This window comes from Sphingobium sp. CR2-8 (assembly GCF_035818615.1).
GTDB lineage: Bacteria > Pseudomonadota > Alphaproteobacteria > Sphingomonadales > Sphingomonadaceae > Sphingobium.
Genome location: NZ_JAYKZY010000002.1, coordinates 942,593 through 955,753, shown reverse-complemented (window position 1 = coordinate 955,753; position 13,161 = coordinate 942,593). Strand labels below are relative to the sequence as shown.

Sequence of the window (13,161 nt, the reverse complement as noted above, 5' to 3'; positions counted from 1 at the left end):
GTTTGGGCGCTCCGCTGTTGATAGGCTTGGCGTTCGCTTCGCTCGCGACCCACCCCAACCCCTCCCTGGAAGGGAGGGGCTATTAGATCATTGTTCCCCGGGCTGACCCGGGATCCCGCTTCTCCATTTTATGTGCCTGTGCAGTAGCAAAAAGAATAGCGGGACCCCGGATCAAGCCCGGGGTGACGAGATGGCGAGTGAGCGACACTCCCCCCTCTCTTTCCCCTCCCACATCTCGACATTATCCTGTCCTTGGCGCAAAGGCGGCGGCATGTTCGGTCTTGTCGCGCCCCTGTTGTTCGTCCTGATCTGGTCCACCGGCTTCATCGTCGCGCGGGCGATGGTGCCGCATGGCGCGCCGGAGCTGATCCTGGCGATACGGTTGAGCGCGACCGCGCTGCTGCTGAGCGGCGCGGCGCTGTATGCGCGGCAGCGCTGGCCGCGCGGGCGACGGCTGGCCTTGCATATGGCGGCGGGCGCGATGCTGCATGGTTTTTACCTGACGCTGAGTTGGTGGGCGGTGGGCCATGGGATGCCCGCCGGGGTCATGTCGCTGCTGGGGTCGCTCCAGCCGCTGATGGTCGCGGTCGTGAGCGTCGCGCTGCTGGGCGAGCGATTGCCGGGGCGGGCCTGGGGCGGGCTGGGCATCGCGATCGTCGGCGTGGGGTGCGTGCTGATGCCCGCGATCGAGCGGTCGGGCGCGGGCGGGATCGCCATCCTGCCCGTGGTGGCCGGCATGGTCGCGGTGCTGGCGATGGCGGGCGGCACGCTGATCCAGCGCGGTGCGATTGCGGGTGACGGCATCGCCGTGTCGGGCGCGGCGCAGAATATGGGCGGGGCGCTGGTGGCGATCGCCGCGACCCTGCTGGTCGGCGAATATCGCTGGGACGGGGCGCCGATCCTGTGGATCGGCCTGGCCTGGTCGGTGCTGGGGCTGTCGGCGGGCGGGCTGTCGCTGCTGGTATGGCTGGTGCGCCATCAGGGCGCGACGCGCATGTCGATGCTGTTGCTGCTGGTGCCGCCGCTGGCCGCGATCGAGGCGTGGTTGCTTTTTGGCGAGCGGCTGGGCGCGGTGCAGCTTGTGGGCTTTGCGCTTGCGCTGGGCGGCGTGCTGATCGGGCGGGCGCAGGGGAAGCGGGTGGAGGCAGCGGTCGTGGAGCCCGCCTGAAAACTGCGCTGCGGCTTTTCGACAGGCTCGAAGCGAACGGAGGTTGGGTTAAGCCTACGCCGGCCGTTTAAGCTTCGCGCAGTTGCTCGTGGTGGCGGATGACTTCGTCGATGATGAAGCGCAGGAATTTTTCGGTGAAGTCGGGATCGAGCCTCGCGTCGAGCGCCAGCTGGCGCAGACGGGCAATCTGGCGATCTTCCCGACCGGGGTCGGCGGGGGCAGATCGTGAGTCGCCTTATATTCGCCGACGGCCTGCGTCACCTTGAACCGTTCGGCCAGCATGAACACCAGCGCCGCGTCGATATTGTCGATGCTTTCGCGATAGCGGTTCAATGTTTCGTCCATTTACGGTGGCTCCGGTTCCAGATGGCGCGCTTTTTGCCGCATCCGCCGCGTCGTGCAAGCTATTCCCGCTTGCCTTTCACATTTTGCGCCGCCACATGCGCGGTCATGACAGCACCTGCCCCCGGTAACGTCCACCCGATCGGCCGCGCATCCGCCGCGCCATCGCTCGCCCCCATCATGGCGCTGGTCGCCGATGGCATGAACCAGGTCAACGCCGTGATCCTGGACCGGATGCAATCGCGCATCCCGCTGATCCCGGAACTGGCGGGGCACCTGATCGCAGGCGGCGGCAAACGGCTGCGGCCGATGCTGACTTTGGCCTGCGCCGACCTGGTCGGATATGCCGGGTCGCGCCATTACAAGCTGTCGGCGGCGGTCGAGTTCATCCATACCGCCACGCTGCTGCACGACGATGTGGTCGACGGGTCGGGGCTTCGTCGGGGTCGCAAGACCGCCAACATCATCTGGGGCAACAGCGCCAGCGTGCTGGTGGGCGATTTCCTCTTCTCCCGCTCGTTCGAACTGATGGTCGAGGCCGAGTCGCTCAAGGTGCTCAAGATCCTGGCCAATGCGTCGGCGGTGATCGCCGAGGGCGAGGTCAACCAGTTGACCGCGCAGCGCAAGATCGACACCAGCGAAGAGCAATATCTGGACATCATCGGCGCGAAGACCGCCGCCCTGTTCGCCGCCGCATGCCGCATTTCCGCCGTGGTCGCCGACCGCAGCGAGCGCGAGGAGCAGGCGCTGGACGTCTATGGCCGCAACCTTGGCATCGCTTTCCAGCTGATCGACGACGCGATCGATTATGAATCGGACGGCGCGACGATGGGCAAGGATGCGGGCGACGATTTCCGCGACGGCAAGGTGACTTTGCCGGTGATCCTGGCCTATGCGCGGGGCAGCGAGGCGGATCGCGCCTTCTGGAAGGCGGCGATCGCCGGGCACAAGATCAGCGACGAGGATCTGGCCCATGCGACCGGCCTGCTGCGCCAGACCGGCGCGATCGCCGACACGATGGCGCGCGCGCGCCATTATGGGCAGCGGGCGATCGACGCGCTGGGCATGTTCGATGCCGGCAAGGCCAAAGCGGCCCTTACCGAAGCGGTCGAGTTCGCTATAGCGCGGGCCTATTGAGGATTTCGGCAATTGTGTCGTTTATCACGATGATAGCGTTCCGTTCGCCCTGAGCTTGTGGAAGCCTGTCCTGAGCGACTGCTGCAAGCAGTCAGTCGAAGGGGGCTGTTCTTCTTTGTCCGGAAAGGAAGAGGCTTCGACAGGCTCAGCCCGAACGGTTGAGAGGGTGGAGCCTGACCGCCCATGATCCTGTCTCCCGAAACCATCGCCTTCCTCATGGCCGCAGCAACGTTGGCCGGCTGTATCGACGCGATGGCGGGCGGCGGGGGCCTCATCACCCTGCCCGCTTTGATGGCCGCGGGGATACCGCCGGTGCAGGCGGTCGCAACCAACAAGCTGCAAAGCTGTTTCGGGACGTTCGGCGCCTGCGTCGCCTATGCGCGGCGCGGGCATATGGATTTGCGGACCTATAAATGGCCGATCGTCGCCGCCTTTTTCGGGTCGGTGGCCGGGGCGTGGCTGTTGCAGCGGGTCGATCCGTCGATCCTGGCGGGGCTGATGCCCGCGCTGCTGATCGCGATGGCGGCCTATTTCACCTTCTCGCCCAAGCTGGGCGACGCCGACCGCCATGCGCGGGTGGGGATTGGGGGCCTGACCGGGCTGGTCGGCGTGGTCGGCTTTTACGACGGCTTTTTCGGGCCGGGCGCGGGCGCTTTCTATACTACCATCCTGCTGGCGCTGGGCGGCCTGTCGATCCTGCGCGCGACGGCCCAGACCAAGGCCGCCAATTTCGCGAGCAACCTGGCGGGCCTGCTGACCATGATTGCGGGCGGGCATGTGATCTGGATCGCCGGGCTGTGCATGGCAGCGGGCAGCCTGGTCGGCGGGCAGATCGGGTCGCATCTGGCGATGCGCTTCGGGTCGCGACTGATCAAACCGCTGCTGATCGTCATGTCGCTGGCGCTGACCGCGAAGATGCTGCTGGACCCGAAGAACCCGATCCATATCTATCTGTTCGGGTGAGCGCTGCTGGACCCCGGCCTTCGCCGGGGAACAGGTGGCCGGCCCCTATAGGCCCGCTTTGGTTGAACGACGACCTTTATTCCGCCTGCACCAAGGTCGCCACGCGGCGGCTGAGATCGTCCACGGCGAAGGGCTTGGTCAGGACTTCCATGCCATGTTCGATATGGCCGTGGTTCAGCACGGCGTTTTCGGCATAGCCGGTGACGAACAGGATCTTGAGATCCGGGCGCAGGGTGCGGGCGGCGTCGGCGACCTGGCGGCCGTTAAGGCCCCCGGGCAGGCCGACATCGGTGATGAGCAGATCGATCCGGGTCCGCGATTCCAGGATGCGCAGGCCCGATGGGCCATCGCCCGCCTCCAGACAGGCATAGCCGCGATCGTGGAGCGCATCGACGATCAGCATGCGCACCGAGGGTTCGTCGTCGATCACCAGGATCGTCTCGCCCGCGTCGGTTTCCGCCGCAGGCTCGGCCATGGTCGGTTCGTCTTCATCCGCTTCGCCACGATGGCGGGGCAGGTAGATGCAGACCATCGTGCCCTGGCCGGGTTCGGAATAGATGCGGATATGGCCGTTGCTCTGGCGCGCAAAGCCATAGACCATCGAGAGGCCAAGGCCCGTGCCCTGCCCGATCGGCTTGGTGGTGAAGAAGGGGTCGAACACCCGGTCGATGATCGACTTGTCGATGCCCGTACCAGTGTCGCTGGTGCAGATAGTCACATATTGGCCGGGCGTCAGGCCATGTTCGCGCGCGGTGCGATCGTCCAGCCAGCGATTGCCCGTCTCGATCGTGATCGTGCCGCCCGCAGGCATGGCGTCGCGCGCGTTGATGCAGAGGTTGAGCAGCGCATTTTCCAGCTGGTTCGCATCAACCTGCGCGGCCCAGAGGCCGGACGCGGCGATCGTCTGCACCTCTATCTGCGGACCGACGGTGCGGCGGACCAGCTCGGAAAAATCGCCGAGCAGCCGGTTGACGATGGTCGGCTTGGGGTTCAACGTCTGGCGGCGGGAGAAGGCGAGCAGCCGGTGGGTAAGCGCGGCGGCGCGGCGGGCGGCGCCCTGCCCCGCGGTCAGATATTTGTCGACATCTGCCGTTCTGCCCTGCGCCAGTCGCACGCCGATCATTTCGAACGCGCCGGAAATACCGGCGAGCAAATTGTTGAAATCATGGGCAAGGCCGCCGGTCAGCTGACCCACCGCCTCCATCTTCTGCGCCTGGCGCAGCGCGCTTTCGGCCTGTTCGCGTTCTTCCAGCGCTTGGGCGATGCGGGCTTCGAGCGTTTCGTTGAGGGCCTGTTGCGCCCTTTCCGCCGCGACCCGATCGGTAATGTCGTTGAAGAGGACGGCGACCTGCCGGTTTTCGAACGGGCCGACGCGGAAGGAGGAAACTTCCAGATGATGGCCGGTGGCTTCCAGTTCGCGCTGGAAGCGGATCGGCTTGCCGCTGTGCAGGACGCCGCCATAGAGTTCGACCCAGCCGTCCGCTTCGTCCGGCACCATTTCGCGCAGCTTCTGCCCCACGACATTGGGGATGCCGGCATGGCGTTCATAGGCGGCGTTCGCCTCGACATGGATATAGTCGCTCAAGGGACCATGGGGACCATCGAAAAATTCGATGATGCAGAATCCTTCATCCATGGTTTCAAACAGGGTGCGATAGCGGTCGGCATCCCCCACAAGACTGGCCATTCCCCACTCATTCCTTCCGCGCGCGCCACGCGCATGGGCGTGGCATGATCTGGATCAACTTCTGTGCGCCTAACGTACAAGATGGCAACTCTTTCCGCTCACCACCGCGATTTTTCGCGCATCTTGCGCTGCGCCGCGATTGGCGCGAGAGGACGCGCAATGCGTGACCTGCCGATCCCCCTGCCCATTCATGCCGTCCTGCCCGACCTGCTGGCCGCGTTGCGGACGGGCAGCAACGCCGTGCTGGTGGCGCCGCCGGGCGCGGGCAAGACGACGGCGGTGGCGCCCGCGCTGCTGGACGAGCCGTGGTGCAGCGGTCAGGTGCTGCTGCTGTCGCCGCGCAGGCTGGCGGCGCGTGCGGCGGCGGAGCGGATCGCCGAGATGATGGGCGAGCAGCCGGGCGGCACGGTCGGCTATGCGACGCGGATGGACAGCAAGGTCAGCGCGAAAACGCGGTTGCTGGTGCTGACCGAGGGTATCTTCGTGCGGCGGATCCAGGATGATCCCGAACTGGCGGGCGTATCGGCGGTACTGTTCGACGAAGTGCATGAGCGCAGCCTGGACAGCGATTTCGGGCTGGCATTGGCTCTGGATGCGCAAGGCGCGCTGCGGCCGGATTTGCGGATCGTGCCGATGTCGGCGACCTTGGACGGGGCGCGCTTTGCTGCCCTTCTGGATGGCGCGCCGATGATCGAGAGCGAGGGGCGGATCCAGCCGCTGGAACTGCGGCATGTCGGTCGGGCGTCGGAAAAGAAAATCGAGGATGAGATGGCGGCGACGATCCGCCGCGCGCTAAGCGAAGAGGCGGAGGGCGACCTGCTCGCCTTCCTGCCCGGGGTGCGGGAGATCGAGCGGACGGCGGAGCGGATCGAAGGCATAGCGGAGGTGCATATGCTGCATGGGTCGCTCGACCCCGGGGCGCAGCGGGCGGCGATACGGCCATCGCGCAATGGGCACCGCAAGGTGATCCTGGCGACGTCCATCGCCGAGACCAGCCTGACGATCGATGGCGTGCGGATCGTGGTTGACAGCGGCCTTGCGCGCCGACCGCGCTACGACCGGGCGGCGGGGGTGACGCGGCTGGTGACGGAACGGGCGAGCCAGGCGTCGGCGACGCAGCGGGCGGGGCGCGCGGCGCGGCAGCGGCCCGGCGTCGCCTATCGGCTGTGGGAAGCGGCGGCGAGCGCGGGGATGCCGCCCTTCGACCCGCCTGAGATTTTGGAGAGCGACCTGTCGAGCCTGTTGCTGGATTGCGCGCTGTGGGGGGTGAGCGATCCGGCTACGCTGCGCTGGCTGGATGCCCCGCCTGCCGCGGCGCTGGAGGAAGCCCGGGCGCGGCTGACCGTGCTGGAGGCGCTGGGCGATGACGGGCGCATCAGCGCGCATGGCAAGGCGCTGGCGAAGCTGCCGCTGTCGCCCCGGATCGCGCATATGCTGGTGCGGGCAGGCGCAATGGGGCTGGCGGCGGTGGCGGCCGAGGTCGCGGTGTTGCTGGGCGAGCGCGGGATCGGCGGGCAGGATACCGACCTGACGCTGCGGCGGCAACGCTGGCGGCGGGAGAGCGGCAAGCGCGCGGATGCGGCCAGAGGATTGGCGCGGCGGTGGGCGAGCCTGATAAAGCCCCTCCCTTCTACCTTCGCAGGAGGCTCGCTCCGCTCGCCACCCACCCCCGGCCCCTCCCTGGGAGGGAGGGGAGAAGATAGCGTCGGCCTCTGCCTCGCGCTTGCCTTTCCCGATCGTGTGGCCAAGCGCCGGTCGGCCGATGGCGCGGACTGGGCGAGCGTGGGCGGGCGCGGCTTTCGGCTCGATCCGCTGTCCCCGCTGGCACGCGAAGACTGGCTGGCGGTGGGCGAGGTGCAGGGCAGCGCCGCAGGTGCGCGGATCCTGTCGGCCGCGCCGATCGGCGAGGAGGATGTGATCGCCCTGTTCGGCAGCCGGATCGCAGAGCATCGCACGGTGCGTTTCCGCCCTGCCAATGGCGGGATCGAGGCGTTGCGCGAGCGGCGGCTGGGCGCGGTGCGGCTGTCGAGCGGGTCGGACGACAAGCCGGACCCGGACGCCGTGGTCGCCGCCTTGGTCGATGGGGTGCGGCAGGGCGGGATCGACCTGCTCCCCTGGTCGGAGGCAGCGCAATCGCTGCGGATGCGCGGGGCCTTTGCAGGATTGGCGGCGCTGTCCGACGCGGCGCTGGTGGCGAGCCTGGACGAATGGCTGCCGCCTTTGCTCACCGGCAAGCGGCGGCTGTCGGATATCGACCGGTCGCAGCTTTCCGGCGTGCTGGAGGGGCTGATCGGCTGGGACGGCAAGCAGGAACTCGACCGTCTGGCCCCGCCCGATTTCCGGTCGCCTGCCGGGAGCCATCATGCCATCAACTATGCCGCCGAAGGGGGGCCGCGCGTGGAATTGCGGGTGCAGGCGCTGTTCGGTCTGAGCGCGCATCCCACCGTGGGCAGCCAGCGCATTCCGCTGGTCCTGTCGCTGACGTCGCCGGCCGGGCGGCCGATCCAGACGACGCGCGACCTGCCCGGTTTCTGGGCGGGGAACTGGCGCGACGTGGCGAAGGAGATGCGGGGGCGCTATCCGCGCCATCCCTGGCCCGACGATCCCGCCGCCGCCAGCGCGACATTGCGCACCAAAAATGCCGATGCCAGGAAGCAGGAGGGCCGCAAGCCTTGACTTGGGCGCGCGCGCTGGTGCAACGCAGCATGAGGAATTACCGGAGTCTTTCGCGATGAGCGCGCGCATCTACCAAGTCCAGAAGAACGCCCTCCAGTCCGGCAAGGCGCTGACCCATAAATGGGTGCTGGAATATGCGCCCGCCGAAGCCAAGCAGGCGGACCCGCTGACCGGCTGGGCCGGATCGGGCGACACCAAGCAGCAGTTGAAGCTGAGCTTCCCCTCGCAGGAAGCGGCCGTGGCCTATGCGGAAAAGCAGGGTGTGCCCTACACCGTCATCGCGACCCCGCCCAAGACACTGAAATTGCAGGCCTACGCCGACAATTTTCGTTAAGCGACCGATTTTCCCTTGCACATTCGGGCGCGATGCTGCCCGATTGACGCCTTATTCCGCTGCCAAAGGGCGGGTCAGAGGTTCATCCGATTGCATCGGATAATGAGCTGATTATTTTTGCTTACCGCATTTTGCGAGTCGTCGGCTGTTCCAGCCGACTTCAAAATGCTCTGGGCGGCAAATGCCGCGCTTTGACGGAAAGATTTTCACGATAATGACGGATCGCACCGCAATTTTCGACAGCATCGCGACGCAGGTCGCGCCCTTCAACAAGAAGGGCGTCGAACTGACCGAAGCCACCACATTCGCCGGCGACCTGGAGTGGGACAGCCTGACGGTGATGGATTTCGTCGCGGCGATCGAGGATGAATTCGACATCATCATCACCATGAACATGCAGGCCGAAATCGAGACCGTCGGCCAACTGGTGGACGCGGTCGCGAAGTTGAAGGGCTAAGCCGCCTTTCCTTTTCCGTTCGGTTCGAGCCTGTCGAGAACGATGCGCTTGGTTCTCGACAGGCTCGAACCGAACGGAGGTTTTGAACCGAACGGATTTTACATATGACCGACGCTGCCGCCACCGCGAACGACACCCGCACGCCCGCCGAAACGCCCGGCGCGCGCGACCTTTTTTCCAAGTTCGATCCCCTGATCGCCGAGCGCGAGGCGCTGATGGCGACGGGCGTGCGCGATCCCTTCGCGATCGTGATGGACGAGGTGAAGTCGCCGACCCAGGCCGTCATCAAGGGCAAGGACACGATCCTGCTGGGCACCTATAACTATATGGGCATGACGTTCGACCCCGACGTGGTCGCGGCGGGCAAGAAGGCACTGGACGAATTCGGCGCGGGCACGACGGGCAGCCGCGTGCTGAACGGCACCTATCAGGGCCACAAGGCGGTCGAGGACGCGCTCAAGGATTTTTACGGCACGTCGGGCGCGATGGTCTTTTCTACCGGATACCAGGCCAATCTGGGCGTGATTTCGACGCTGGCGGGCCGGGGCGACTATGTCATCCTGGACGCCGACAGCCATGCGTCCATCTATGACGGCTGCTTCCTGGGCGACGCAGAGATCGTGCGCTTCCGCCACAACAGCGTCGAGGATCTGGACAAGCGCCTCGCTCGCCTGCCCGCCGATGCGCTGAAACTGGTCGTGCTGGAAGGCGTCTATTCGATGCTGGGCGATGTCGCCCCCCTGCCCGAGATGGTCGCGGCGGTGCGCAAGCACGCCAATTGCATGATCCTGGTGGACGAAGCCCATGGCATGGGCTTTTTCGGTGAGCATGGCCGGGGCGTCTATGAAGAACAGGGGGTCGAGAAGGATATCGACTTCGTGGTCGGCACCTTCTCCAAATCGGTCGGCACCGTCGGTGGCTTCTGCGTATCCAATCACCCCAAGTTCGAGATTTTGCGGCTGGTGTGCCGTCCCTATGTCTTCACCGCGTCGCTGCCGCCCAGCGTCGTCGCCACCGCCGCGACCAGCATCCGCAAGCTGATGCATGCGGGCGACAAGCGCGCCCATCTGTGGAAGAACAGCCAGCGCCTGCACAAGGGGCTGACCGATCTGGGCTTCACGCTGGGGACGAAGACGCCGCAGTCGGCGATCATCGCCGTCATCCTGACCGATCAGGCGCAGGCCGTCGCGATGTGGCAGACGCTGCTGGAACTGGGCCTGTACGTCAATATGGCGCGCCCGCCGGCGACGCCGACCGGCACGTTCCTGCTGCGCTGTTCGCTGTGCGCCGAACATAGCGACGCGCAGGTCGAGCAGATCATCGGCATGTTCGAGGCGGCGGGCAAGGCGACCGGCGCCATCGATTGAGCCACGCTGCGGGCATATTTCACGCCTGAAAGAGCCGAGCGTGCGACGAAATGTCGAGCGGGTATGGAACTTTTAATCCGTGATGTTTCGCGGGCGACGTTGTTCGTCTAGTGTAACGGTCGATGATCGACAGCGACATTCATGACGGTCCATTTCCTGTCGACCCGGACGGGGGCTGGCGCGGGCGGGTGCAGCGCGCCCTGCCATTGTTGCTGGCCGTCCTGCTGGTAGGGTCGCTGGGGGCACTGCTCTACAATGCCAGCCAAGCCTCGCGCGACCATGCGCAGGCCCTGGCCGAACAACAGAATAGTTTCGAGGTGATGGCGCTGGCGCGCGGGTTCGAGGCGCGGATGGCGCGGGCGGAGGTGACGCTGGCCCGCTATGTCATCAGCCTGGACCCCGATACCGGCCGCCTGTTCCAGGACCAGTGGCGCGGCGCGGCCAGCCAGTTGAAGGCATTGACCTACGCCACGCGCGGGTCCGGCTGGCAGAACGGCAATGTCGCGGCTTTGCGCTACGCCTTCATCGCGCGGGGCAAGACGCTGAGCGAAGTGGGCCTGCGCACGACGTACGACCAGAAGATGGCGGCGCTGGCCCGTTTCCATGAAGCCGGGAAGTCGCAGGATCTGCGGCGCATCACCGCCCTGCTCGACCTGGTCATCAAGGCCGAGAATCAGCGGTTGCGCGAACGCAGCCTGGCGGTGACGCTGGCGGGGGATCGCAGCGAATGGGTGGGCAGGACATCACGGCTGGTGGGCCTTGCGATGCTGGTATGCATCCTGTTCGGCGCCTGGTTCGCCCATGTCGCCTATCGCGAACGGCGCAGCGCGCGCCGGATAGCGGATGTGGAAACCGAGCGCGCCGACCGGCTGGAGGCGGCGGTCAAGGCGCGTACCGCAGAACTATCCTACGCCTATGAGCAGCTGAAAGAAGAATTGGCGGAGCGCGCGGCGGCGCAGGACCATCTGCGTCAGATGCAGAAGATGGATGCGGTGGGCCAGCTGACCGGTGGCATCGCGCATGATTTCAACAATATGCTGGCCGTCGTCGTCGGCGGGCTGGAACTGGCCAAGCGCAAGATGCGGTTGCAGCCCGAAGAGGCGAGTCGCCATCTGGACAATGCGATGGAGGGCGCGAACCGGGCGTCCGCGCTGACCCGCCGCCTGCTGGCCTTTGCCCGGTCGGAGCCTTTGTTGCCCAGCGCGGTCGATCCCGATGCGCTGCTGTCGGGCATGGCCGACCTGATCGACCGCACCATCGGCGACCAGATCACCGTCGGCTTCGTGCAGGGGGCCAGCGGCTGGCGCATCTTCGTCGACCAGCATCAGATGGAGAATGCGATCCTGAACCTGTGCGTCAATGCGCGCGATGCGATGGACGGACGCGGCCGGTTGACGCTGGCGACGGGACAGGCGTTGCTGTCCGATGGCGAGGTCGGCGAATGCGCGGCGGGCGATTATGTGACGCTGTGCGTGACCGACGATGGATGCGGCATGACGCCCGAGGTGCTGGCGCGAGTGTTCGAACCCTTTTTCACCACCAAGCCGGTGGGCAAGGGCACGGGCCTGGGCCTGAGCCAGATCTTCGGGTTCGTGCGCCAATGCGGTGGCGAGATCCGGATCGAATCGACACCGGGCCGGGGCAGCAGCGTACATCTCTATCTGCCGCGATCGGCGCTGGCGGAGGACGCCGTGCGCCAGCGTGCCAGTTTCGCGCATGCGCCGGTCGAACATCCCCCTGCCCGCATCCTGGTGGTCGAGGATGATGCGCGCGTGCTGAACCAGACCATGGCGGCGCTGGCGGAGCTGGGGCATCTGCCGATCGCCTGCGACCATCCGTCCAAGGCGGCCAAATTGCTGGCCAGTCATGGCGATGTGCGCCTGATCGTCAGCGATGTGATGATGCCCGACATGACCGGGCCGGAAATGGTGAAGGCACTGCCTGCCCGGTTCCAGAGCCTGCCGGTGCTGTTCGTCACCGGCTATACCGGCGATGCGAACGATAGTGCGGATTTCGAAGGGCATGCCGTGTTGCGCAAGCCCTATACGCTGATGGCGCTGGGGCAGGCTTTGACGAGCGCGCTCAGCGAATTGCGCCACCCCGCAGCAGCCGCGGCAGCAGAGTGATCGCGCCCAGCAGCGGCCAGCGCCGTTGCCAGGGCTGGATGCTGATCTGCGTGCCCGCATGGCGGTTGATCTTCCACGCCAGATAATCGATGCCGCCCGCATAGGTGAAGCTGGCCTTGGCCAGGCGCATCACCGACAGGCGCTTGCCGCGCCGCTGGAGCGCGCGCCAGCGGGCTGGCGCATCCTGCGGGGGCGGTGGCAGGCCGTCGGCGAGCGCGGCATCCCCGAAGCGGCGATAGCGGTCGGGATCGGCGTCCACGATCGAGACGGAACGGCCGGTCTTTTCGGCGCGCAATTCGGCATTATAGGTCTGGGTGAAACCGGCCTTCCACAGGGCCAGCGCATCCCCCTGCCCCGCCGCCATCGGCTGTGCCAGGGAAAGCAGGGTCGGCGCGGCCTGCGCCACGGCGGCGATGGCGCGCTGACGGGCGAGATCGTCGGCGGCCCAGAGCAGGCGCGAGGGCTGGGCGAAGCGCGCCCAGACCGAGACATTGTCGGCCGCCGGGCTGTTGAGACGCGCGAAGTCGGCTTCGGACAGGACCGCATATTTGGCGATCAGGCCATTATGTTCGAAGGGAAAAACGTTGGGCGGGATCAGGCGGTTGGCGCGCGCCAGCCAGCTTTTGCCATAGGCGGCCGCATAGTCCGACACGATCAGGTAGAAATCGAGCATCAGCCCGTCGAGATTGGCCTCCCGCAGGCAGGAGCCGTAGAAGAGGACGGCGCGGGCGGCCTGCGGATATTGGGCGGCGAGTGCGCCGGCCATGGCGGCGGCGCGCGGATCGGCCGGGGCGGCGAGTTCGGCCGTGACGAGGGGGAGGAGATGGCTGGGCATTAGTCCCTAATATGTGCGGCGTGTTCCCGCGAAGGCGGGAACCCAGTTCGAAGGGCGGGGCTGGGTTCC

General features: G+C 66.4%; 10 protein-coding genes and 1 pseudogene. 8 read left to right on the top strand and 3 right to left on the bottom strand.

Annotated elements, in window-relative coordinates; genetic code table 11:
* Nucleotides 1-271 precede the first annotated feature (271 nt).
* Nucleotides 272-1,168 carry a DMT family transporter gene (locus tag U5A82_RS08535; RefSeq protein WP_326290139.1) on the top strand — a complete coding sequence of 299 codons (897 nt, stop codon included), beginning with the start codon at nucleotides 272-274 and terminating at the stop codon, nucleotides 1,166-1,168.
* A gap of 67 nt (nucleotides 1,169-1,235) precedes the next feature.
* On the opposite strand, the pseudogene U5A82_RS08530 reads toward U5A82_RS08535, so the two are convergent.
* Nucleotides 1,236-1,513: pseudogene (locus U5A82_RS08530) on the bottom strand (chorismate mutase).
* A gap of 105 nt (nucleotides 1,514-1,618) precedes the next feature.
* On the opposite strand from U5A82_RS08530, the gene U5A82_RS08525 reads away from it, so the two are divergent.
* Nucleotides 1,619-2,647 (top strand): polyprenyl synthetase family protein, encoded by a 1,029-nt coding sequence (locus U5A82_RS08525; RefSeq protein WP_326290138.1) that lies wholly within the window; start codon nucleotides 1,619-1,621, stop codon nucleotides 2,645-2,647.
* A 183-nt stretch (nucleotides 2,648-2,830) separates the two neighbouring features.
* Nucleotides 2,831-3,610 (top strand): TSUP family transporter, encoded by a 780-nt coding sequence (locus U5A82_RS08520; protein WP_326290137.1) that lies wholly within the window; start codon nucleotides 2,831-2,833, stop codon nucleotides 3,608-3,610.
* A 76-nt stretch (nucleotides 3,611-3,686) separates the two neighbouring features.
* Here the strand turns inward: U5A82_RS08520 and U5A82_RS08515 are convergent, their stop codons facing one another.
* Nucleotides 3,687-5,297, bottom strand: coding sequence for an ATP-binding protein (locus U5A82_RS08515; protein WP_326290136.1), 1,611 nt, complete (start codon nucleotides 5,295-5,297; stop codon nucleotides 3,687-3,689).
* A 159-nt stretch (nucleotides 5,298-5,456) separates the two neighbouring features.
* On the opposite strand from U5A82_RS08515, the gene hrpB reads away from it, so the two are divergent.
* The 5 genes from hrpB (at nucleotide 5,457) to U5A82_RS08490 (ending at nucleotide 12,257) form a co-directional block, all read left to right on the top strand.
* Nucleotides 5,457-7,973 (top strand): ATP-dependent helicase HrpB, encoded by a 2,517-nt coding sequence (gene hrpB / locus U5A82_RS08510; RefSeq protein ID WP_326290134.1) that lies wholly within the window; start codon nucleotides 5,457-5,459, stop codon nucleotides 7,971-7,973.
* 55 nt (nucleotides 7,974-8,028) lie between these two features.
* Complete coding sequence (locus U5A82_RS08505) at nucleotides 8,029-8,307, top strand: ETC complex I subunit (RefSeq protein WP_326290133.1); 279 nt, start codon at nucleotides 8,029-8,031, stop codon at nucleotides 8,305-8,307.
* Nucleotides 8,308-8,521: 214 nt separating this feature from the next.
* Complete coding sequence (locus tag U5A82_RS08500; protein ID WP_326290132.1) at nucleotides 8,522-8,764, top strand: acyl carrier protein; 243 nt, start codon at nucleotides 8,522-8,524, stop codon at nucleotides 8,762-8,764.
* Between the two features lie 104 nt (nucleotides 8,765-8,868).
* Nucleotides 8,869-10,131: a serine palmitoyltransferase gene (gene spt, locus U5A82_RS08495; protein ID WP_326290131.1), complete on the top strand. Its 1,263-nt coding sequence runs from the start codon at nucleotides 8,869-8,871 to the stop codon at nucleotides 10,129-10,131.
* A 122-nt stretch (nucleotides 10,132-10,253) separates the two neighbouring features.
* On the top strand, nucleotides 10,254-12,257 hold the full coding sequence (locus tag U5A82_RS08490) for an ATP-binding protein (RefSeq protein WP_326290130.1): 2,004 nt from the start codon (nucleotides 10,254-10,256) through the stop codon (nucleotides 12,255-12,257).
* On the opposite strand, the gene U5A82_RS08485 is transcribed toward U5A82_RS08490, so the two are convergent.
* The gene (locus U5A82_RS08485) at nucleotides 12,214-13,092 is read right to left on the bottom strand and encodes a hypothetical protein (protein ID WP_326290129.1); all 879 of its coding nucleotides are present in this window, start codon (nucleotides 13,090-13,092) and stop codon (nucleotides 12,214-12,216) included. The two genes, U5A82_RS08490 and U5A82_RS08485, sit on opposite strands and share 44 nt — an antisense overlap.
* Between the last annotated feature and the right edge of the window lie 69 nt (nucleotides 13,093-13,161).